This is a genomic window from Candidatus Accumulibacter sp. ACC007, assembly GCF_907163205.1.
Lineage (GTDB): Bacteria > Pseudomonadota > Gammaproteobacteria > Burkholderiales > Rhodocyclaceae > Accumulibacter > Accumulibacter regalis.
Genome location: NZ_CAJQUD010000011.1, coordinates 25,952 through 46,582, shown reverse-complemented (window position 1 = coordinate 46,582; position 20,631 = coordinate 25,952). Strand labels below are relative to the sequence as shown.

Annotated in this window: 19 protein-coding genes; 7 read left to right on the top strand and 12 right to left on the bottom strand. The window is 64.0% G+C overall.

Annotated features, from left to right (window positions below; genetic code table 11):
• Window positions 1-31: 31 nt before the first annotated feature.
• The 6 genes from QZ634_RS20130 to QZ634_RS20105 form a co-directional block, all read right to left on the bottom strand.
• Window positions 32-1,021: an NAD(P)H-dependent glycerol-3-phosphate dehydrogenase gene (locus tag QZ634_RS20130; RefSeq protein WP_291991277.1), complete on the bottom strand. Its 990-nt coding sequence runs from the start codon at window positions 1,019-1,021 to the stop codon at window positions 32-34.
• 12 nt (window positions 1,022-1,033) lie between these two features.
• On the bottom strand, window positions 1,034-1,468 hold the full coding sequence (locus tag QZ634_RS20125) for an SH3 domain-containing protein (protein WP_291991276.1): 435 nt from the start codon (window positions 1,466-1,468) through the stop codon (window positions 1,034-1,036).
• A 31-nt stretch (window positions 1,469-1,499) separates the two neighbouring features.
• The gene (gene secB, locus QZ634_RS20120) at window positions 1,500-1,991 is read right to left on the bottom strand and encodes a protein-export chaperone SecB (protein ID WP_291991275.1); all 492 of its coding nucleotides are present in this window, start codon (window positions 1,989-1,991) and stop codon (window positions 1,500-1,502) included.
• Between the two features lie 94 nt (window positions 1,992-2,085).
• Complete coding sequence (gene grxC / locus QZ634_RS20115) at window positions 2,086-2,337, bottom strand: glutaredoxin 3 (protein ID WP_291991334.1); 252 nt, start codon at window positions 2,335-2,337, stop codon at window positions 2,086-2,088.
• 20 nt (window positions 2,338-2,357) lie between these two features.
• Complete coding sequence (locus QZ634_RS20110) at window positions 2,358-2,777, bottom strand: rhodanese-like domain-containing protein (RefSeq protein WP_291991274.1); 420 nt, start codon at window positions 2,775-2,777, stop codon at window positions 2,358-2,360.
• A 132-nt stretch (window positions 2,778-2,909) separates the two neighbouring features.
• The gene (locus QZ634_RS20105; RefSeq protein WP_042335199.1) at window positions 2,910-3,218 is read right to left on the bottom strand and encodes a metalloregulator ArsR/SmtB family transcription factor; all 309 of its coding nucleotides are present in this window, start codon (window positions 3,216-3,218) and stop codon (window positions 2,910-2,912) included.
• Between the two features lie 218 nt (window positions 3,219-3,436).
• On the opposite strand from QZ634_RS20105, the gene QZ634_RS20100 reads away from it, so the two are divergent.
• The 4 genes from QZ634_RS20100 to moeB all read left to right on the top strand — a co-directional run bounded on the left by QZ634_RS20100 (window position 3,437) and on the right by moeB (window position 7,742).
• Window positions 3,437-5,017 (top strand): peptidoglycan DD-metalloendopeptidase family protein, encoded by a 1,581-nt coding sequence (locus QZ634_RS20100; RefSeq protein WP_291991273.1) that lies wholly within the window; start codon window positions 3,437-3,439, stop codon window positions 5,015-5,017.
• 21 nt (window positions 5,018-5,038) lie between these two features.
• Entirely contained in the window at window positions 5,039-6,469 is a 1,431-nt protein-coding gene (locus QZ634_RS20095; protein WP_291991272.1) for a S41 family peptidase, read from the top strand.
• A 25-nt stretch (window positions 6,470-6,494) separates the two neighbouring features.
• Window positions 6,495-6,920 (top strand): hypothetical protein, encoded by a 426-nt coding sequence (locus QZ634_RS20090; protein ID WP_291991271.1) that lies wholly within the window; start codon window positions 6,495-6,497, stop codon window positions 6,918-6,920.
• A 63-nt stretch (window positions 6,921-6,983) separates the two neighbouring features.
• A complete protein-coding gene (gene moeB, locus QZ634_RS20085) occupies window positions 6,984-7,742 on the top strand; it encodes a molybdopterin-synthase adenylyltransferase MoeB (protein ID WP_291991270.1) in 759 nt (252 codons plus the stop codon).
• On the opposite strand, the gene ribD is transcribed toward moeB, so the two are convergent.
• From ribD to QZ634_RS20060, 5 genes are all read right to left on the bottom strand, one after another.
• Window positions 7,735-8,841: a bifunctional diaminohydroxyphosphoribosylaminopyrimidine deaminase/5-amino-6-(5-phosphoribosylamino)uracil reductase RibD gene (ribD, locus tag QZ634_RS20080; protein ID WP_291991269.1), complete on the bottom strand. Its 1,107-nt coding sequence runs from the start codon at window positions 8,839-8,841 to the stop codon at window positions 7,735-7,737. The two genes, moeB and ribD, sit on opposite strands and share 8 nt — an antisense overlap.
• Window positions 8,841-9,311 (bottom strand): transcriptional regulator NrdR, encoded by a 471-nt coding sequence (nrdR, locus tag QZ634_RS20075; protein WP_169065383.1) that lies wholly within the window; start codon window positions 9,309-9,311, stop codon window positions 8,841-8,843. The genes ribD and nrdR overlap by 1 nt, the downstream gene beginning before the upstream one ends.
• Window positions 9,308-10,567 carry a serine hydroxymethyltransferase gene (glyA, locus tag QZ634_RS20070; protein ID WP_291991268.1) on the bottom strand — a complete coding sequence of 420 codons (1,260 nt, stop codon included), beginning with the start codon at window positions 10,565-10,567 and terminating at the stop codon, window positions 9,308-9,310. Before glyA ends, nrdR begins: the two co-directional genes overlap by 4 nt.
• A gap of 191 nt (window positions 10,568-10,758) precedes the next feature.
• Entirely contained in the window at window positions 10,759-11,949 is a 1,191-nt protein-coding gene (locus QZ634_RS20065) for a cation diffusion facilitator family transporter (protein WP_291991267.1), read from the bottom strand.
• 378 nt (window positions 11,950-12,327) lie between these two features.
• On the bottom strand, window positions 12,328-12,927 hold the full coding sequence (locus QZ634_RS20060; protein ID WP_291991266.1) for a CBS domain-containing protein: 600 nt from the start codon (window positions 12,925-12,927) through the stop codon (window positions 12,328-12,330).
• Window positions 12,928-13,391: 464 nt separating this feature from the next.
• Here QZ634_RS20060 and secA point away from each other — a divergent pair, with 464 nt between their 5' ends.
• From secA to QZ634_RS20045, 3 genes are all read left to right on the top strand, one after another.
• Complete coding sequence (gene secA, locus QZ634_RS20055) at window positions 13,392-16,106, top strand: preprotein translocase subunit SecA (protein ID WP_291991265.1); 2,715 nt, start codon at window positions 13,392-13,394, stop codon at window positions 16,104-16,106.
• A gap of 132 nt (window positions 16,107-16,238) precedes the next feature.
• Window positions 16,239-17,477: a bifunctional glutamate N-acetyltransferase/amino-acid acetyltransferase ArgJ gene (argJ, locus tag QZ634_RS20050; RefSeq protein ID WP_291991264.1), complete on the top strand. Its 1,239-nt coding sequence runs from the start codon at window positions 16,239-16,241 to the stop codon at window positions 17,475-17,477.
• Window positions 17,478-17,501: 24 nt separating this feature from the next.
• The gene (locus QZ634_RS20045; protein ID WP_291991263.1) at window positions 17,502-19,964 is read left to right on the top strand and encodes a tetratricopeptide repeat protein; all 2,463 of its coding nucleotides are present in this window, start codon (window positions 17,502-17,504) and stop codon (window positions 19,962-19,964) included.
• A 168-nt stretch (window positions 19,965-20,132) separates the two neighbouring features.
• Here QZ634_RS20045 and apaG read toward each other — a convergent pair whose 3' ends face one another.
• A complete protein-coding gene (gene apaG / locus QZ634_RS20040) occupies window positions 20,133-20,516 on the bottom strand; it encodes a Co2+/Mg2+ efflux protein ApaG (protein WP_291991262.1) in 384 nt (127 codons plus the stop codon).
• Window positions 20,517-20,631: the final 115 nt, after the last annotated feature.

Sequence of the window (20,631 nt, the reverse complement as noted above, 5' to 3'; positions counted from 1 at the left end):
GATTCCCGGCGGCAACCATGTTGGCCGCCGGCTATGTACCCTCGTTCTTCGGATCCCGGCTGAGCAGTTTTTCGACCGCCGATGCTGCCGGTTCAGCGTGATAAAGCATGGCGTCGACGGCCTGCGTGATGGGCATCTCTATTGCCAGCTGGCTCGCCAGGCGAGCAACTTCGCGCGTCGTGCTGACGCCCTCGGCAACGTGGCCGAGATCACGAAGGATCTGTGACAGCGTCTTGCCAGCGGCCAGTTCCAGACCGACACGGCGATTCCGTGACAAGTCGCCGGTGCAGGTAAGGATCAGATCGCCGATCCCGGCCAGCCCCATGAAAGTCTGCGCCTGTCCACCGAGAGCGACACCAAAGCGCGCTATCTCGGCGAGCCCACGCGTAATCAGCGCGGCGCGCGCGTTAAGCCCAAGGCCAAGGCCATCGCAAACGCCGGTGGCAATGGCCATGATGTTCTTCACCGCGCCGCCGACTTCAACACCGGGCAAATCGTCGTTGGCATAGATGCGAAAGCGCGGGCTATGCAGGGCCAGCGCCGTCTGTTGGCCAAATGCGGCGTCGTTGGCCGCCAGCGTCACCGCAGTCGGCAGGCCGCGCGCCACCTCGTCGGCGAAGCTCGGCCCCGACAAGGCAGCACACAAGCGTTGCGCACCCAGTTCTTCGGCGACAATCTGGTGCGGCAGCTTGCCCGTTTCGGCCTCCAGACCCTTGCACGCCCAGATCAGCGGGCTGGCAACAGCGGCATCACGCAAGCGGCAAAGCGTCGGCCGCAGGCCGGCAAGCGGAGTGGCGATCAACAACAGATCGGCGTCGGCTACGGCAGTCGCGAAATCGTCGCCGATGTGCAAGGCCTCGGGAAAGCGGCGGCCCGGCAGATAGCGCGGGTTTTCGCGCTTGTCGCGCAGAGCACGCAGCACTTCCGGCCCGCGCGCCCACAGCGTGACCGTGTGCCGATCGCAGAAAGCGGCGGCCAGCGCGCTACCCCAGGCGCCGGCCCCCAGCACCGTCAACTTCATGTATTCACCGATTCACAGGCCCCAGATCTGGTCGGCGCGGACGTAGCCGGACTGTCCATCACGGTGGCGGACCTTTACCCAGCCACCGGGAACGATTTCCAGGTAATCGAGGGCGACGTTCCTCTCGGCTTCGAAGACCAGCGCAGCGGCATCGTCGGCGCTCTCCCGGACTTGCGCACGCGCGGCGACGACGACCACGGAATGCCGCAAGCCGAGGTACTTGCTCTCCAGCCAGGCCATGGCGCCGTCCGAATCCCGCACCTTTGCCCAGCCTTCGAGGTGGACGACCAACTCGACCGGTGTATCGCGCTTGATGACGAAAAGCTTATTGCCCCGCTGGGAAGGCGCATCGTAGAGCACGGTCGCCGTGTCGACCGTGCGAAACTCGACCGCCAACGCCGGTACAGCCGAACCAGCCGCGAGCAACACGCTCAGCCATCGCTTCATTGGCAAGGCCCCTTTTTCTGGCCGCCCCTGCTTACTGGATGGTCGCTTCGCCCGGCTCCTCGTTCGGCGCATCCTTCGCCGCTTCGGCCTGCTGCTGTTGGAGGCGCGACATGTAAAGCGCTTCAAAATTCACTGGCTGCAGCATTACTGGCGCAAAACCAGCACGGGTCACGGCGTCGGAAACGACTTCGCGAGCATAGGGGTAGAGAATATTGGGGCAGGCAATCGACAATACGGCGTCCATATTCTCGCTCGGCACATGCTGAACGCGGAAGATACCCGCCTGACCGACCTCGACGAGAAAAACGGTCTTCTCTTCTATCTTGGAGGTCACTGTGGCCGTCAAGGCGACCTCGAAGAGCCCCTCGCCGATACCCTGCGCCTTGGTCTGCAACTGGATGTTGATCGTTGGCGTCTCGCGCTCGAGATAAATCTGCGGCGCATTGGGCACTTCGACCGAGAGGTCCTTGACGTAGATCTTCTCGATGGAAAAAACGGGGTTCGGGGTTTCTTGTTCGCTCATGGTGTTTTTCGGCCTGTGGTTGGGGGTGGAAAAAATGCGCGCGGGAAAGTGCCGGGAACTGCCGGGAAGCGCGCGGTCACTCGGCGAGCGGTGGTCACACGGGATCACCCGCCAGCAAGGGTAACAACTTGCCCGCCCGATCAAAAGCAAGGAGATCGTCGAAACCGCCGACGTGCACCTCCCCGATGTAGATTTGCGGGACGGTGCGTCTGGCGGTCTTCTCGAGCATCTCGCTGCGGCGCTCGGGATCGAGGTCGATGCGAATCTTGTCGATCATGGCCACGCCGCGGGCAAGCAACAGTTGCTCGGCCCGGATGCAGAATGGGCAAACGCCGGTGGAGTACATCAGCACCCGCGGCGACTGGGTCACTTCCGCGAACCCTTCTTCAACGGCAGGCCAGCCTCGGCCCACGCGCCGACGCCGCCCTCGAGGGAGTGCAGCCTGGAGAAACCGAGCTTGGCCAGCTTGGAGCAGGCGGCGGATGAACGCATGCCGGATTGACAGATCAGAATCAAGGGATTGTCCTTGAACGACGCCAACTCCTCGGCCCGCTCGTCGAGCGACCCGACAGGAATGTTGATTGCGTCGGCGGGGTGTCCGGCAACGTATTCGCTCGGTTCACGGATGTCCAGCAACTGCGCATTCTCGCGGTTGATCAGTATCGTTGCCTGGGCGGTGGTCAGCGATCGCGCGCCACCGGGGCGATGCACCGAAAGCACGAGCAGCAGCGTGCCGCTGACCACAGCGACGGCCACCAGAAGAAGATTCTGCTGTATGAATTCCAATCGAAACTCCAGAAATTGACGCGAAACATGGCTAGAACGTGGCACAAACATGGCGAAAAAACGGGGCCACACCGGGAGCGAGGCCCGACCCCACTCGCCGGCAAGGACGGGTCGGGCAGCGACAACGCGCCGCTAATCGCCGCAGAACACCTCGCGCATCATGCCAATCAACTGCAGCGTGCGCGCGTCGCCAACCCGATAGTAAACTCGGTTGGCGTCCTTGCGCGCGAGCAGAACGCCCTTTTCGCGCAGTATTGCAAGATGCTGGGAGATATTGCTTTGCGAAGTCCCGACAGCGTCGACGATCTCTTGCACACAAGCATCCTGGTCACCAATCACACACAGAATCTTAAGACGCAAGGGATGCGAGATCGATTTGAGCGCCCGTGCCGCTTGTTCGATATGCTCCTGCTTGTCGATGATGCTGGTCCGGATAGGCACGTTACGCCAGACTCGCCGTTTATCATATAATCCGCGATTATAGAACAAAACCACCCGCCAAGGGGTGCCGCACACGCCTTGGACGCGCTCGCCGGGTTCCCGCTTACCAGCGGCGATACCGGCCACGTGACCTCGCCAATTTGCCACCACCTCGCCACCATCTCGGCCTCCCGTCCCTCTCCAGCCAACTCACGTTTAAGCCAGGCGTGCGCCGCTCATTGACCAACACATCCGCAAGCCCTTTCGACGACGCAACGCCGACCCGCACAGCCGCCAAGGCTGGCGTCGCGGCAAGGCTTCCGGGGAAGCGCCAGGACACGCGCCTGCCCGCAGCAGCCGTGCGTTCGGCACGCCGCGCACTCGGACGCAGCCTGGCCATTGCAGTGCTCGCCAGCGTCTTGTTCACGCCGGCTTTCGCCGCCGACGGCAACAAGGAGCGGCCGGACTCTCCCGCCAGCTCGACAGGCGACGTCGCCGAAAAGCAGGGCAACCTGAAATCCTTGCGCACCCAGATCGAAGCGCTGCGCCGGGAGATGGTCGCTGCGGAAGGTTCACGCAAGGAATCGGCGGATCAACTCAAGGACGCCGAACGCGCCATTTCATCGACACAGCGCGACCTTCACCAGCTCAAGGAGCAGATCGCCACACTACAGGGCAAGCTCAAAGACCTCGATGGCCAAGCCAAGGCGCTCGAGCAAGGGCTGACCCTGCAGCAGCAACAGCTCGAAAAACTGCTCTACAGGCAGTACCTGCGTGGCAATCCGGATGCGCTGCAGCTGTTTCTCAACGGTGACGACCCGCACCAGCTGGCGCGTGACCTGCACTACCTGGAAGCGATTGGACGGGCACGCAGCCAGCTTCTCCTGGAGATCGAAACCAACCTGCAGCGCCAAAAGGCTTTGGCCGTCGACGCCCGCGAGCAGGCGGCGCAACTCGCTGCCGCGGAGGACAAGCAGCGCGAGGAACATGCCAAGCTGCTCGCTCAGCGCGCGCAACGCCAGGCGACGCTGGATGGACTGTCTGAACAGATCACCACGCAGAGACGTGAAATCGGCAAGCTGCAACGGGACGAGGCGCGCCTGACCAACCTCGTCGAGCGCTTGTCGAGAATCATCGCCGCCAAAGCTGCCGAAGCACGCCGGGAAGCCGAGCGCCAGGCAAGCGAGCGCCAGGCGGCGGCGCAACGGGAACGGGCCTTGGCGCAGCAGGAAATTGCCCGCCAGGAGGCACAGCGCACAGCCCGCCAGCACAAGCCGGCACCGCCCGATGCCGGGGCTGGCAGAGCGCAGCCGGAAAGCGAGCCTCCCCGCCCGGAAATCCGCCGCGAAGCACCGCCGGCAGCACCGCCGGCAGCGCGCCAGGAAGCGCCGCGTGCGACCCCGCCGGCCGAAGCTTTCGTCGGCAACCTGGCGAAAATGAAGGGTTCCCTGCGCCTGCCCACAAAGGGGTCGGTAAGCAATCGCTTTGGTAGCGCGCGCCAGGAAGGAAGCACCTGGAAGGGGCTGTTCATCCGTGCCGGCACAGGCAGCGACGTGCACAGCATCGCCGCTGGCCGCGTCGTCTTTGCCGAATGGATGCGCGGGTTCGGAAATCTGCTCATCGTCGACCACGGTAGCGACTACCTGTCGGTGTACGCCAACAACGATTCACTGCTGAAACAGGTCGGTGACGATGTCCGCGGTGGCGAGAGCATTGCCACGGTCGGCAACACCGGTGGCAACCCGGAATCCGGTTTATACTTCGAAATCCGCCACGATGGGAAACCGCTTGACCCGCTGGCGTGGGTCAACAGCAAATAGGGCGCGCACGGAGTGAGAGAAATGGGCAAGTGGAAACAGGCCGGGCTGGTTTGCGCCGGAGTTCTTGGTGGCATTCTGATCAGCCTGCAGTTTTCGGCGCTGGCCGAAAAGGAGACGCGTACAAGCCTGCCCGTAGAAGAGTTGCGCACCTTCGCTGAAGTATTCAATGCCATCAAGAAGGGCTATGTCGAACCCGTCGGCGACAAGACACTGATCACCCACGCGATCAGCGGCATGCTCTCCAACCTGGACCCGCACTCGACCTACCTTGATGCCGACGCGTTCAAGGACTTGCAGGTCGGGACGCAAGGCGAGTTCGGCGGCATCGGTATCGAAGTCGGCATGGAAGACGGACTGGTCAAGGTGGTGTCGCCGATCGAGGACACTCCCGCCGATCGTGCCGGCGTCAAGCCTGGAGACCTGATTTTCAAGATCGACGACACGCTGGTCAAGGGTCTGACGCTGACCGAAGCCGTCAAGCGCATGCGCGGCAAGCCGAAGTCGCAGATCAGATTGTCGATTCTGCGCAAGGGCGAGGCGAAACCGATCGACGTCACACTGACCCGCGAAGTGATCAAGGTGCAAAGCGTCAAGTCGAAGCTGGTCGAAGACGGCTTCGGCTATCTGCGCATCACCTCTTTCCAGGAGAATACTGGCGCAGCGGTGGTCAAGCACCTCAACGACCTTTCCAAGCCCGGGCCGCTCAAGGGGCTGGTGCTCGACCTGCGCAACGATCCGGGCGGCTTGCTGAACAGTGCCGTTGGCGTCTCGGCCGCGTTTCTGCCGCCCGATTCCTTGATTACCTCGACCGATGGTCGCGCCCCCGACGCCAAGCACGAGTTTCACGCTTCGCCGGCGGACTATCTGCGCGGCAGCCGGGACGATTACATCAAGCGCCTGCCGGCGGAAGCGCGCACCGTCCCGATGGTCGTGCTGGTCAATGGCGGCTCGGCTTCGGCGTCCGAAATCGTCGCCGGTGCGCTGCAGGATTACAAGCGTGCCGTCGTCCTCGGCACGACGACCTTCGGCAAAGGCTCGGTGCAGACCGTTCTGCCGCTCCCCGGCAATACCGCCATCAAGCTGACGACGGCACGCTACTTCACGCCTCTGGGGCGTTCGATCCAGGCCAAAGGCATCGACCCGGACATCGTCGTCGAGGAAACGGCCAACGGCGGCTCAGCGCAGCGTTTGCGCGAAGCCAACCTCGACCACCACCTTGAGAACAATAGCGAAGCGGACAGTGAGGCCGCGGTCAAGGAGGCACCGGCCAAACCGTCAAGCAGGACACAGCCACCCGCCCAGCCGAAGCCCAGCGGACCGAAGGACAACAAGGACGAAGGCGACGAGTCGGCCGAACTGCCGAGCCGCGAACTGGCTTCGAAAAAGGACTACCAGCTGACCCAGGCGCTGAATATTCTCAAGGGCATGCAGCTTATCCGCAACAAGCCCTGAACCCCTTTCTCTCCAGGGAAGGAACGTGAAACGACCGGCGGCGACAACCGACAAGACAGCACCGATCCGCAAGCAGCGGAATATCCTGTTTGCCAAGTTTCCTCCGCATCAGGTGCCTGAGGCATCCGAATTCCTCGGCCAGATCGAGCAACTGGAGGTCGAGCGGCGCGAACAGGAGCGCGCCGTCGGCGTCGCCTACGATCTTCACCAGCACTCGCTGGAAGAGCTCGAAGGCTCGCTCGAGGACAACGGCTACCACCTCGACAACACCTTGATGAGCAAGATGATGCGGGCGCTGATCTACTACGTCGAGGAAACGCAGCTGCATAATCTCGAGGCGCCGGAGCGGCTACTGAAACGCTCGCAGTCGGAAGCCTACACGCACGCCTGGGAACGTCACCCGCATGGCGACCACGACGACACGCCGCCGGAGTGGCGCGAGTACAAGTAAGCCCGGCATGCAGGGCATTCGCAACATCTGCCGCAGGTGCAGGAAAAGGCCAGGGCCAACCCGATGAACGACGAGCAGTTGCTTCGCTATAGCCGCCATATCCTGCTCGACGAAATCGGCATTGAAGGGCAGCAGCGCCTGGTCAACGCCAAGGCATTGATCGTCGGTGCCGGCGGCCTGGGTTCTCCGGCCGCCCTCTATCTCGCCGCCGCCGGCGTCGGCCGGATCACCCTCGCCGACGGCGATCAGGTTGACCTCACCAATCTGCAGCGCCAGATTCTCCACACGCAGGAGCGCATCGGCCAGCCCAAAGCCCTGTCAGGAAAGATGGCGCTGGCGCATATCAATCCCGAAGTACGCGTCGAAGCAATCAACAGCCGTCTCGCTGGCGATGCTCTGGCTGCTCTGGTCGCCGACGCCGACGTGGTGCTCGATTGCTGCGACAATTTCGCCACCCGCCACGCCGTCAATCGGCAATGCGTCCGCCAGCGCACCCCACTGGTTTCCGGCGCTGCGATCCGTTTTGCCGGCCAGCTCGCGGTATTCGACAGCCGGCGCGCTGGCGCGCCGTGCTATAGCTGCCTGTTCCCGGAAGCAGACGATGTCGAGGAGGAGCGCTGCGCGGTGATGGGGGTATTCGCACCGCTCACCGGCATCATCGGCGCCATGCAGGCAGCCGAAGCGCTGAAGCTGATCGCCGGCGCCGGCGAAGTCGTCCTTGGCCGCCTGTGGCTGCTCGACGGTTTGTCGATGGACTGGCGCAGTGTGAACTTCGGCCAGGACCCGCAGTGTCCGGTCTGCGCGTCAGGCGACGTCAAGTGAAGCGTGCCAGCAGGCGCAAGTCGGGCCCCACCGAACGCAGGTCGCGGATGAGCAGGCTGCGTTTGCCGGCCAGCGACTCGAGCGCTGGCAGGTCGAACATGCCACGTGCGGCGTCGCCCAGCAGGCAGGGCGCCAGATAGAGCAGCAGTTCATCGACCAGACCGGCGCCGAGGAGCGAGCCGCTGAGGCGAAAACCCGCTTCAGCGTGAACTTCGTTGATGCCGCGGCGGGCGAGTTCGGCGAGCAGCGCGCGCAGATCGACCTGCCCGTCCGCCCCGGGCAGCAGCAGCACCTCGGCGCCGGCCTTCCGGAAAGTGGCAACCCGCGAGGCGTCGGCGTGGGCGGCAGCGAGCAGAACGCGAGCACCGCGCAACAGTCGGGCGCCAAGCGGCAGCTCAAGCCGGCTATCGACGACGACTTTCAGCGGCTGGCGCGAATCGCTGGCCAGCCCGGTCACCCCACGCACATTGAGCTGCGGGTCGTCGTGCCGGACAGTACCGATGCCGGTCAAAATGGCGCAGGCACGCGCGCGCCAGCGATGCCCGTCCTGGCGGGCATCGGCACCGGTCAGCCACTGGCTGGCGCCGTTGCGTAATGCCGTCTTGCCGTCGAGACTGGCGGCGACCTTCAAGCGCAGCCAGGGCCGCGAGCGAGTCATGCGGGCGACGAAACCAATATTGAGCTCGCCGGCCTCGACAGCGAGCAAGCCCTCCTCGGCAAGCACTCCGGCCGCGCGCAGGCTGGCGAGCCCCTGCCCGGCGACCAGCGGATTGGGATCGGGCATGGCGACGACGACGCGGCGCACTCCCGCCGCCAGCAGCGCGTCAGCGCAGGGCGGCGTCCGACCCTGATGACTGCACGGCTCGAGCGTCACGTAAACGCTTGCCCCGCGCGCACGTTCAGCCGCCGCGCGCAGGGCATGCACTTCGGCGTGCTGCCCGCCGGCGCGCAGATGCCAGCCTTCGCCGACGATCTGCCCATCATTGACGATGACGCAACCGACACGCGGATTCGGAGTGGTGGTATGCAAACCCAACTCGGCCAGGCGCAACGCCCGCGCCATCATTTCGTGGTCGAACGCGCTGAAGCCCTGCGCCATCAACGACCGAGTTTCTGCGGCGAGCGGGAGACCTCGCGAATCAGCTTGGAGAACTCGTCTACGTCCTCGAAATTGCGATAGACCGACGCAAAGCGGACGTAGGCCACCTTGTCGAGTTTTTTCAACTCGAGCATGACCATCTCACCGACTTTCTCCGAAGCCAGTTCCCGCTCACCGAGGGCCAGCAGCTTGCCCTCGATACGGGCAATCGCCGCCTCGACCGCCTCGGTGCCGACCGGGCGCTTGCGCAGCGCCAGGCGGAGACTGGCGGCCAGCTTCTCGGCGTCGAAGTTGACCCGCGAGCCATTCTTCTTGATGACCTGCGGCATGCGCAGTTCGGCACGCTCGTAAGTCGTGAACCGCTTGTCGCATTTCAGGCAACGCCGACGACGGCGAACCAGATCGCCATCGTCATTGATACGGGTGTCAGCGACGGTCGTTTCGTCAGCGCCGCAGAACGGGCATTTCATCCCGCCGACCCGCCATAGACCGGAAACTTCCTGCACAGCGCCGCACCATCGGCGCGCACTCTGGCGAGGACCTTTTCGTCGCCGGGCGCATCGAGAACGTCGGCGATCAGGTGCCCGACCACTTCCGATTCGATCTCGGTGAAGCCACGCGTGGTCATCGCCGGCGAACCGATACGAATCCCGGAAGTCACGAAGGGCTTCTGCGGATCATTGGGGATGGCGTTCTTGTTGACCGTGATGTGTGCGGCGCCCAGCGCGGCCTCGGCTTCCTTGCCGGTGATGTTCTTGGCCCGCAAATCAACCAGGAAGACGTGCGATTCGGTACGCCCCGAAACGATGCGCATGCCGCGCTCTTCCGACAGCACGCGCGAGAGAACCCGGGCGTTGGCCAGCACCTGCTCCTGGTATTTGGTAAAGCTCGGCTTCAGCGCCTCTTTGAAAGCCACCGCCTTGGCCGCAATCACGTGCATCAGCGGCCCACCCTGCAGACCCGGAAAGACCGCCGAGTTGATCGCTTTTTCGTGCTCGGCCTTCATCAGGATGATGCCGCCACGCGGCCCGCGCAGCGTCTTGTGCGTCGTCGAGGTCACCACATCGGCGTGCGGAACCGGGTTCGGGTAGCAGTCGGCGGCAATCAGACCGGCGTAATGCGCCATGTCCACCATGAAAATCGCGCCCACTTCCCTGGCCACCCGTGCGAAGCGCTCGAAATCGATGCGCAGCGAGTACGCCGAGGCACCGGCGATCAGGATGCGCGGCTTGTGCTCGCGGGCCAGCGCTTCCATTTTCGCGTAATCGATGGCTTCATGCTGGTCGAGACCGTAGGCAACGACGTTGAACCACTTGCCGGACATGTTCAGCGGCATGCCATGCGTCAGGTGCCCTCCTTCGGCGAGGCTCATTCCCATGATCGTGTCACCCGGCTTGGCAAAGGCCATCAGGACTGCCTGATTGGCCTGCGACCCGGAATTCGCCTGGACGTTGGCCGCCTCGGCGGAAAACAGTTTCTTGAGGCGATCGATGGCCAGCTGCTCGGCGACATCGACGTGCTCGCAGCCACCGTAGTAGCGCCTGCCCGGATAGCCTTCGGCGTACTTGTTGGTCAACTGCGAGCCTTGCGCGGCCATCACCGCGTGGCTGACGTAGTTCTCCGAAGCGATCAACTCGATATGCTCTTCCTGGCGCCGATTTTCGTTTTCGATCGCCTGCCAGATCTCGGGATCCACTTTCGCCAGTGTGTCGTTAGCCGAAAACATCGTACGCCTCTCAAGCCTTGAAAAAGAAAGGGATTATAGCATGCGGCGCGTACCTGACCGCTGCCCCCCGCTACTGATCGTCAGCAGGCAGAGGCGCCGGTTGCGCCTGCCGCGGAGAGCACAAGCAAGCTGCCACGCAGCCGACGACTGCCGTTCTGTCGGCGCTCCCGGGAAAAATTGCCGGCCGAGAATCAACCGCGGCGGACGGGAAAAATACGCTGGCGGTAGTTGATCGACAGGGCGCTGAGCAATGGATGCGCGCGCAGGCGCTCGGCGAATTCGCGTTCTGCCGTACTGACCAAGGCCGGGTCGGCGAGTATCTCGCAAGGCAGGAAGACTTCGGCCTCGACGCGACCATTGAGATAGTGCAGAACCACTCTCTGCGGTTTCGGCAGCGTCGCCAGCACCGGCGCCAGGAAGCCCATCAACTCGCTGCGGTCCGGCATGTTCTGGCTCTTGCTATCGTGATCGACGTCGTCTTCGACGTCGACGTGCACCAGCACGTCGGACACTGTGGGATGGCTGTCGAGCACCCGCTTGCGGGTCGCCTCAGCGATGCGATGCCCCTCGGAGACGCTGATCCGCGGATTGACGCAGACATGCGCGTCGACCAGCGAGCGATGCGCCATGCGGCGAGTGCGCAATTCGTGCAGGCTGCCCACACCCTGAGTGTCGATGATCACCTGGCGAATACCATTCACCTCGTCGACCGACAGCCCGGTGTCGATCAGTTCCTGCAGCGCTTCCCAGGAAAACACCACCCCCATGCGCACGATCATGAAACCGACGATCACCGCGGCCACCGAATCGGCGAAGACGAAGCCCATCAGGTTGCCGCCGATCCCCACTGCCACCACCAGCGACGAGGCAGCGTCCGAGCGAGCGTGCCAGGCGTTGGCGACCAGCATCGGCGAGCGCAGGCTTTCACCGACGTGCAACATGTAGCGAAACAAAGTCTCTTTGGCGATCAGCGCAAGCAGCGCCGTCCACAGCGCCAACGGCGCAACCGGCGGCAGGCTACCCAGGTCCTGCAACTTCACGCCAGCGCTCCAGATGATGGCGCCGCCAGTCGCTGCCAGAATCGCCCCCAGGGCAAATGACGCCGCTGTTTCGATGCGCGCGTGACCGTAAGGGTGACTCTCATCGGCCGGGTCCTTGCTGTGATGAGCAGCGAAGAGCACCAGGAAGTCGCAGACGAGATCGGACAGCGAATGCATGCCATCGGCGACCAGTGCCTGCGAGTTGGCGATAATGCCAGCGACAACCTGCGCCGCGGTCAGCAGCACGTTGACCACGACGCTGATCCAGGTGCAGCGCTGCGTCATCGCGTGCCGGCGTGGGTCGTCGAAGGAAATTTCCGGGGCGGCGTTACCGGTGCTCATTGTCGGGGTCGCTTCTCGAAAAAGGGGGGGTCATTATTCTATCGCCGCCTTGGCGGTCGCAGCAGCAGGCTCCCGGCAGCACGGCAAGCATCGGTACCGGGAGCCGTTGGGCACAACGAGAGGCGAACCGCCAACGGGATGGCCTGCCCTCACAACAGGGCAGGGATCATGCGTTGACCAGCTGAAGCGTGCCTTAAGCCCGAATCATCCAATCCCGGCAGCTTGCGGGCAGACGCGGCGAAGCGGCTTCTTGGTTGCCTGCGGACTGGCGGACGAGGCCACGCCTCGCCAGCAGTCCTCGGTGCGACTCGCCAAGCACCGGCCAACAAAAATGAACACGCTGCGTCGCAACCGCCAGCCGGCGCGTGTTGCGCCGACTCAGCGCCCCAGCGAATTGACCACCTGCGAGAAGGTGTGCGCGACCTCGTCGGGTCGCGACTCGCCACCCATCTGACGCTCGATCTGCGACAGGAAGAACGCCCCGCAAAGGACATGGTTATCGCTCTCATCGTGCTCCACTACCAGGCAGCTCGGCGTCCCCAGTTCCTTGAGCGTAGCCAGGACGTGGCCGACCTTGGCCGCGGCAAGGTCCTTGAGGTGCACCACCTCGGCATCGTCGTGCTTGTTGATCATCACATTGCCGACCACCAGCTCGCGCGGGCGTATTCCCATCGCGTGCGCTGTTGCCAGCGGCCGGTGCCCCTTGGTACTGGCCTCGGTGACGATTCCCAGCAACTGCCGCTGCTCGTCACCAACCAGCAGGTAGTGCACATTACACAGGGTCATCAATCGGTTGGCCTCGTCGAGCGCAGCATCGCGGGCAATCGTAACTGGCGCAAAGCGACGAAAGTCGGTCATCACCGCCAGGGCCGGAGAATGGGCGTCAACCCGAGCGCCCACGGCAGCCTTCGGCAGGTAACACGGAACGCCTCTCCTGAGCTTGGTCCAGAGCAGAGGCTTGAAGTGACTATCTGGCATCTCGTGACTCCTCACAGTGGCTGACGGTAGGGGGATTAAAGCACCTGTCTTTCCCGATTGACAAGCACAATTCGGCCACTTCTGCCGCGTTCGGCCGGGGGCCGCCGCGACAGCCGCAGCGGCAGCTGCCGAGACGCTTTGGCGACACGCAGCACGGGCTGCCACGACAAGGTGCTGGCAAATGCCCGCCAGTCGCAGTCGCCGCCATCAGACGCCACTCGGCGCGCCCGCGTCACGGCGCCAGCGGAAGCCAGAATTGCGTCTATCCCCTCTTGAAGGTAGTATCCATGCCGCACGCCTTATGATTGCGTTGATCCTGTCACCCTGCGTTTGCGGCGCTGCAATCCCGGTTACTCACGATTGGCTCTCCAGTGCTCGCCATTTCTGGCAGTGGCAGCGCTTCGCTGCTGCTGCCAGACTGGAGTCCTTATACTAACTTCGCAGCTTCCTTTACCGTTCCCAGAATGATTCCCGGCCTACTCAAAAAGATTTTCGGCAGCCGCAACGATCGGCTGATCAAGCAGTACTCGTGGGTTGTCCGCAAGATCAACGCGCTCGAGGAAGGTATCAGCGCGTTGTCCGATGAAGATCTGCGCGGCAAAACGGTCGAGTTCAAGGAACGAGTCGCCAGCGGCGAGACGCTGGACGCACTCCTCCCGGAGGCATTCGCGGTCGTACGCGAGGCCGGCAAACGAGCCCTCGGCATGCGTCACTTCGACGTGCAGCTGATCGGTGGCATGGTCCTGCACGACGGCAAGATCGCCGAAATGCGGACCGGCGAAGGCAAGACCCTGGTCGCGACCCTGCCCGCCTATCTCAATGCCCTGGCCGGCAAAGGCGTTCATATCGTCACCGTCAACGACTATCTGGCCAACCGTGACGCCGAATGGATGGGACGCCTGCATCGCTTTCTCGGCTTGTCGGTCGGCGTCAACCTGTCGCAGATGGCACACGACGACAAACAGGCAGCCTACGCTGCGGACATCACCTACGGCACCAACAACGAGTTCGGCTTCGACTACCTGCGCGACAACATGGTCTACTCGACCGCCGAACGGGTGCAGCGCAAGCTCAGCTTCGCCATCGTCGACGAAGTCGACTCGATTCTCATCGACGAAGCGCGCACCCCGCTGATCATCTCCGGACAGGCCGAAGACCACACCGATCTCTACGTGCGAATGAACAAGGTCGCCCCCTTGCTCACGCGCTGCCAGGAAGAAAACGGTCCCGGCGACTACTGGGTCGACGAAAAGGGTCATCAGATCCTGATGACCGAGGCTGGCCACGAGAATGCCGAAAGGGTTCTCGAGGAAGCCGGGCTGCTCCCGGGCAACGGCAGCCTTTACGACGCCAGCAACATACTCCTGATCCATCACCTCTATGCCTCCCTGCGCGCCCACAACCTGTTCCTCAAGGACCAGCAATATGTGGTGCAGAACGGCGAAGTGGTGATCGTCGACGAGTTCACCGGTCGGCTGATGAGCGGTCGCCGCTGGTCCGAAGGCCTGCACCAGGCGGTCGAGGCCAAGGAAGGCGTGAAGATCCAGAACGAGAATCAGACGCTGGCGTCGATCACTTTCCAGAACTACTTCCGGATGTACAGCAAGCTGTCGGGAATGACCGGTACGGCGGATACCGAAGCCTACGAGTTCCAACAGATCTACGGCCTCGAGACCGTGGTCATCCCGCCCAACAAGCCGATGCGCCGGACCGACAACAACGACCAGGTGTTCCGTACGGCACAGGAAAAACACGCGGCCATCGTCGCCGACATCCGTGGCTGTCGCGAGCGTGGGCAGCCGGTGCTGGTCGGCACGACGTCGATCGAGAATTCGGAACTGCTCTCGGCGCTGCTTGACCACGAGAAGCTACCGCACCAGGTACTCAACGCCAAGCAACACGCACGCGAGGCGGACATCGTCATCCAGGCCGGCCGCCCGGGGGTCATCACCATCGCCACCAATATGGCCGGGCGTGGAACCGACATCGTTCTCGGCGGCAGCATCGAAAAGCAGATCAGCCTGGTCCGCGACGACGAAACGCTGCCGGCCGAAGAACGCGATCGGCGCATCGCCAAAATCCGCAGCGAGTGGCAGGTGCTGCACGACCAGGTGGTGGCCTCCGGCGGCCTGCACATCATCGGCTCGGAACGGCACGAATCGCGGCGCATCGACAATCAGCTGCGCGGCCGTTCCGGCCGCCAGGGCGACCCCGGCTCCTCACGTTTCTATCTGGCGCTCGACGATTCGCTGCTGCGCATTTTTGCCGGCGATCGCCTGAAGGCGATCATGGAGCGACTGAAGATGCCTGAAGGCGAGCCGATCGAGCATCCGCTCGTCTCGCGCTCGCTTGAATCGGCGCAGCGCAAGGTCGAAGCGCGCAACTTCGACATTCGCAAACAACTGCTCGAGTACGACGACGTCTCCAACGATCAACGCAAGGTCATTTACGCGCAACGCAACGAGCTGCTCGAAAGCGAAGACATTTCGGAAACGGTCACCGCGATGCGCGCCGCCGTATTGCACGAGACTTTCCGGGTGCACGTACCGGCCGACAGCGTCGAAGAGCAATGGGACCTGCCCGGTCTGGAAAACACCCTGGCCGCCGACCTACAACTGCCGCTGCCGATCGTCGCCTGGTCGACCGACGAGCCGAATCTGCGCGACGAGGAGATACTGGAGCGGGTCGTCGACAACGCGTCTGCAACCTACTCGGCCAAGGTCGATCTGGTCGGCGCCGGGATGTTTCACCAGTTCGAACGCAACGTCATGCTGCAGAGCCTGGACACGCACTGGCGCGAGCACCTGGCGGCACTCGATCACCTGCGCCAGGGAATTCACCTGCGTGGCTACGCCCAGAAGAACCCCAAGCAGGAATACAAGCGCGAAGCCTTCGAGCTTTTCGAGCGCCTGCTGGACAGCGTGCGTGCCGATGTAACACGCTTATTGATGACCGTTCAGGTACGCCCGCAGGACGTCGAGGAAACCGCGCCACATGCCGAAGTGCAGAACGTACAGTATCAGCACATAGGCTTCGATGAAGCGCTGCGCAGCGACGACCAGGCAGCGCCGCCAGAGGGCATGACGCCGCTGCCGGCGGGGCCGAAAGTCGGTCGTAACGACCCCTGCCCCTGTGGATCGGGCAGGAAGTACAAGTTCTGTCACGGCAAGTTGTCGTAAGCGCCGCTGCCGCCACGCGCATCGCCGTGGGTTGCCACCTGCGCGGGCGCCAGCTGCCGAACCTGTAGCCTGCCAGGCGCGCCCCCACTGCCGGCCACGCTGCCACAGCCATTCCCCGTTCGCGAGGTTGCAATGCCCGTCAATTATCGTACCCCCGCCGCCGCAGATCTCTTGCCGGTTGCCGGCGTTCGTCTCGGCGTCGCCGCGGCGGCCATCCGCAAGCCGGACCGGAACGACCTCACCGTTCTCGCCCTCGACCCCGGCTGTCGTGTCGCTGGCGTGTTTACCGCCAACCGCTTCTGCGCCGCACCGGTACACGTCTGCCGCCGCCATCTGCAACTCGGCAGCGACGTGCGCGCACTGGTCATCAATACCGGCATCGCCAACGCCGGGACCGGCGAGCAAGGCTGGCAGGCAGCCGCTGAAAGCTGCGCTGCGCTAGGTCTGCTACTGGGAATCGCCGACCGCCAGGTGCTCCCCTTTTCGACCGGAGTGATCCTCGAACCGCTGCCCGTCGAGCGCCTGATCGCCGGCCTGCCAGACTGTATCGCCGACCTGCGTGCCGACAACTGGCATGCTGCCGCACACGCCATCATGACCACCGACACCGTCGCCAAGGCTGCCTCGCGGCGCCTCGGGATTGACGGCAGAAGCGTCACCATCACCGGCATCAGCAAGGGCGCCGGGATGATCCGCCCGAACATGGCGACCATGCTCGGCTTCATCGCCACCGACGCCGGCGTCGCGGCGCCGCTGCTGCAGCAACTGCTGCGCGAAGCGGCCGACGAATCGTTCAACTGCATCAGCGTCGACGGCGATACGTCGACCAACGACTCGCTGATCCTGATCGCCACCGGCCAGGCGGGCATCGAATGCAGCGACGCCGGCTCACCCGCCTACGCGCAACTGCGCGAAGCGGTGATCGCCGTCGCCATGGAACTGGCGCAGGCGATCATCCGCGACGGAGAAGGGGCCAGCAAATTCATCACCGTCGCCGTCGAAGGCGGCCACGACCGTCAGGAATGCAAGCGCGTCGGCTACGCCGTCGCCCATTCGCCTCTGGTCAAGACCGCCTTTTTTGCTTCCGATCCCAATCTGGGCCGCATCCTCGCGGCGATCGGCTATGCCGACGTCGACGCCCTCGACGTCAATAGGCTCAGGGTATGGCTGGCGGGCGGCGGCCGCGAGATTCTGGTCGCCGAAAACGGCGGCCGGGCCGCTTCCTATAGCGAGAGCGACGGCGCGCGCATCATGCACGCGGACGAAATCACCGTCCGCGTCGAGCTTGAACGCGGCACTGCCCGAGCGGCGGTCTATACCTGCGACCTCTCCTACGACTATGTCAAGATCAACGCCGACTACCGCAGCTAGCGCCTCTTTGCGGAACGACTGGCGATGAAGCCCGGACGGAATGATCCCTGTCCCTGCGGCAGTGGCAGGAAGTACAAGAACTGCTGCCTGGGCCAAGGGGCCGCGGAAGCGGCCCGGCATCGCCAGCTCACCTTGCCGCCCGACGCGGTCGACGCGCGCCAGCTGGTGGCCATGTTCCAGGCGGGCCGCCATGCCGAACTGGAATCGTGGCTGCACCTTCTGGTGCGACAATCGCCGCAGTCGGGATTTCTCTGGGGCCTCCTTGGTGCCAGTCTGCAGGCGCAAGGCAAGGATGGTGTGCCCGCCCTGCAGCGCGCAACGACGCTCGCGCCCGGAGATTTCGATGCCCAGACTGCGCTCGGGAGAGCTTTCATCGAACGCGGGCTTTTCGACGCGGCGGCCACCAACTTCGAGCGCGCCGCGCTACTTCAGCCGGGGAACGCGGGCGCGCAGTTCGCTCTTGGCGATGCCTTGCGACTGTCGGGAAGGTTTGCCGAGGCGGAAGCCTGCCTGCGCGGAGTCCTGCGCAGCGCGCCGGATTCGGCCGAACTGCTGGTCTGTCTCGCTGATACGCTGGGCGAACTGGGGCGATTGGACGAAGCCGAAGCCTTCTCTCGTCGGGCGGCACAGCGCGCACCGGAATATCCTGCGGCACACTTCTGCCTGGGCAACATCCTGTGCAAGAGCGGGCGGCTGGAAGAAGCAGGGAACTGCTTTGCAGCCGCGCTGCAGCACGCTCCGGACTACGTCCCCGCCCTCGACAATCTTGGCAACGTGCTCCAGGAACTGGGGAGCCTGGTCAAGGCTGAGGAATGCTATCGTCGGGCCCTGCAATTGGCTCCTGGCTACGTGAATGCGTGCACCAACCTGGCACGACTTCTCGTCGACCAGACCCGTTTTGCCGAGGCCGAGCGCTGCTATCGGGATGCTCTGAAGACGCCGCCGGCGAACGCCGAAATCCTTGAACGGCTGGGCGGCGTCCTGGTGGAACTCGGACGCTCGAAGGAAGCCAAAGACTGTTACCTTCAGGCACTCGCCGCGCAGCCTGACCGCAGCACCACGCGGCTGGCGCTGGCGACCGTCGTCCTGCCGGTGGTCGTGAACAGCAGCGAAGAAGCAGCCACCGTCCGCGGCGCTTTCGCTGGCGCGCTCGATACGCTTTCCGAGTGGCTGCACGCCGACCCCGGTCGGCAGTTACGCGCTACCGACCTGGCCGGCGCGCAGCAACCGTTCTTCCTGGCCTACCGCGATGGCAACCACGTCGATCTGCTATCGCGCTACGGCGATCTGGTCGCTGAATGCCTGCCCTCGCGGGACCGTGCACCGCGTCCGCATCGCGACAGAACCCGGCTGTTGGTGGTATCGCATCACGTGCGCCGGCATTCGGTATGGGATATCGTCTTGCGCGGCCTGTTGCTGCACCTGGATCGTGCGCGTTTCGAGGTGCTCATCTATCACCTGGGCAATGCCGAGGACGAGGAAACGGCCTTTGCCCGCACGCAGGTCGATGGCTGGCGTGACCGGCACACGATTGGCGAGGCCAGCGGCTGGCTGGCCGCCGCTGGCGAAGACTGCCCGGACGTGATTTTCTACCCGGAAATCGGCATGTCGTCGATCGCCTACTTCCTCGCCGCACATCGGCTCGCGCCGCTGCAGGTGGCCAGCTGGGGGCACCCGATCACCACCGGCCTGGCCAGCATCGACCTGTTTCTTTCCGGCGACCTGCTCGAGCCCGCGGATGCCGATGCCCACTACCGGGAGCGCTTGATCCGCTTGCCGGGCACCGGCTGCTGCACCGCTTCCCTGCCGATCGCTGCCGCGCCCATTCCGGAGGTGGAGGCCGCCCTGCACGGTCTGAAGGGTAGCCGCTTCCTGATCGCCCAACGGAGCATCAAGCTCGACCCGGTCGACGATGATCTCTATGCGCAGATAGCCGTAGCAGCCGGATCGAGTGTCTTCATTCTGCTGCGCGATCCGGTTTGCCCCTGGGCGACCGACCAGGTCGTGGCGCGCCTCGAATCGGCGTTCCGCAAGCGCGGCCTCGATCCGACGCGACACCTGCTGTTGATCCCCTGGCTCTCGCCCGGGAAGTTCCTTGCCTTGCTCGATCTCTGCGACGTCTTTCTCGACTGCCCGGCTTTTTCCGGATACACCACGGCCTGGCAGGCACTGCATCGCGGCCTCCCGATCGTCACCCGCGAAGGACGCCATATGCGCCAGCGCCTTGCTTCGGGATTGCTGCGCAAGGCCGGCCTGGCCGACAACGTCGCCTCGTCGGCAGACGACTACATCCGCATTGCGACACGTCTGGCCGAGGAGTGCCGCGACGCAGGTCGCCGAACGGCGCTGCGCGCCGCGGTTCTCGCTGCCGCGCCAGCGGTGGACGATGACGTCAGCGTCGTCAGATCATTTGAAAGCTGCCTGCTGGCTGAACTGGACGTCGCCCGCCGCGCCGAAGTCACGGGTTCCCGACACGCTTCAGACTGATCGACCTGAACCAGCCAGCCGCCAGTGCCGCCTGGTCGCTGGCCAGGACCAGTTGCGGAGTTGCCGCCAGCAGCTCTTCAGAAACCCCATCGAGTCGCGGCGGCAAGCACCGGATCGTAGAACGGCGAGAGCAGAGCGTAGCTATGCCTGAGGCGCAAAGGAAATGCGTCAGTGCAGAACGCGCGGCACGGCCAGGGTGAACTCGTGGATTTCCGCTTCGAACTGCTTGCCGTCTACGGCCGTCATCTGGTAACTGCCACGCATCGTGCCCACCGGCGTATCGAGCTGACAGCCGCTGGTGTATTCGAATTTCTCGCCCGGCTGCAGCAGCGGCTGGCGGCCGACGACGCCCAGCCCACGTACCTCCTGCACCTCCCCCGCGGCATCGGTAATGATCCAGTGCCGGGAGATCAGCTGCGCCGGCACGGTGCCGACGTTCTCGATGGTAATCGCATAGGCAAAGACATAGCTGTCGTTGGCGGGGTCCGATTGCTCGGCGATATATTGCGGGACCGCGCTGACTGCGACCTCGTATTTCTTGCTTTCGGCCATGTTTGCTCAATGTCGGGACGATCAGAAACGGCATTGCACACCAAAGTGCGCACGCTGACAAGCCCGCCGCGACCCGGCAACGGCGCGCCGGGCCGACGGAAGCCGTTTCACGGTA

Excerpts from the sequence above, each read along its gene's own strand:
- secA (WP_291991265.1), top strand. The coding sequence starts at position 13,392 with ATGATTCCCGGCCTACTCAAAAAGATTTTCGGCAGCCGCAACGATCGG.
- secB (WP_291991275.1), bottom strand. The coding sequence starts at position 1,991 with ATGAGCGAACAAGAAACCCCGAACCCCGTTTTTTCCATCGAGAAGATC.
- apaG (WP_291991262.1), bottom strand. The coding sequence starts at position 20,516 with ATGGCCGAAAGCAAGAAATACGAGGTCGCAGTCAGCGCGGTCCCGCAA.
- nrdR (WP_169065383.1), bottom strand. The coding sequence starts at position 9,311 with ATGAAATGCCCGTTCTGCGGCGCTGACGAAACGACCGTCGCTGACACC.
- moeB (WP_291991270.1), top strand. The coding sequence starts at position 6,984 with ATGAACGACGAGCAGTTGCTTCGCTATAGCCGCCATATCCTGCTCGAC.
- QZ634_RS20065 (WP_291991267.1), bottom strand. The coding sequence starts at position 11,949 with ATGAGCACCGGTAACGCCGCCCCGGAAATTTCCTTCGACGACCCACGC.
- QZ634_RS20060 (WP_291991266.1), bottom strand. The coding sequence starts at position 12,927 with ATGCCAGATAGTCACTTCAAGCCTCTGCTCTGGACCAAGCTCAGGAGA.
- QZ634_RS20125 (WP_291991276.1), bottom strand. The coding sequence starts at position 1,468 with ATGAAGCGATGGCTGAGCGTGTTGCTCGCGGCTGGTTCGGCTGTACCG.
- QZ634_RS20130 (WP_291991277.1), bottom strand. The coding sequence starts at position 1,021 with ATGAAGTTGACGGTGCTGGGGGCCGGCGCCTGGGGTAGCGCGCTGGCC.
- grxC (WP_291991334.1), bottom strand. The coding sequence starts at position 2,337 with ATGTACTCCACCGGCGTTTGCCCATTCTGCATCCGGGCCGAGCAACTG.
- argJ (WP_291991264.1), top strand. The coding sequence starts at position 16,239 with ATGCCCGTCAATTATCGTACCCCCGCCGCCGCAGATCTCTTGCCGGTT.
- glyA (WP_291991268.1), bottom strand. The coding sequence starts at position 10,567 with ATGTTTTCGGCTAACGACACACTGGCGAAAGTGGATCCCGAGATCTGG.
- ribD (WP_291991269.1), bottom strand. The coding sequence starts at position 8,841 with ATGGCGCAGGGCTTCAGCGCGTTCGACCACGAAATGATGGCGCGGGCG.
- QZ634_RS20045 (WP_291991263.1), top strand. The coding sequence starts at position 17,502 with ATGAAGCCCGGACGGAATGATCCCTGTCCCTGCGGCAGTGGCAGGAAG.
- QZ634_RS20095 (WP_291991272.1), top strand. The coding sequence starts at position 5,039 with ATGGGCAAGTGGAAACAGGCCGGGCTGGTTTGCGCCGGAGTTCTTGGT.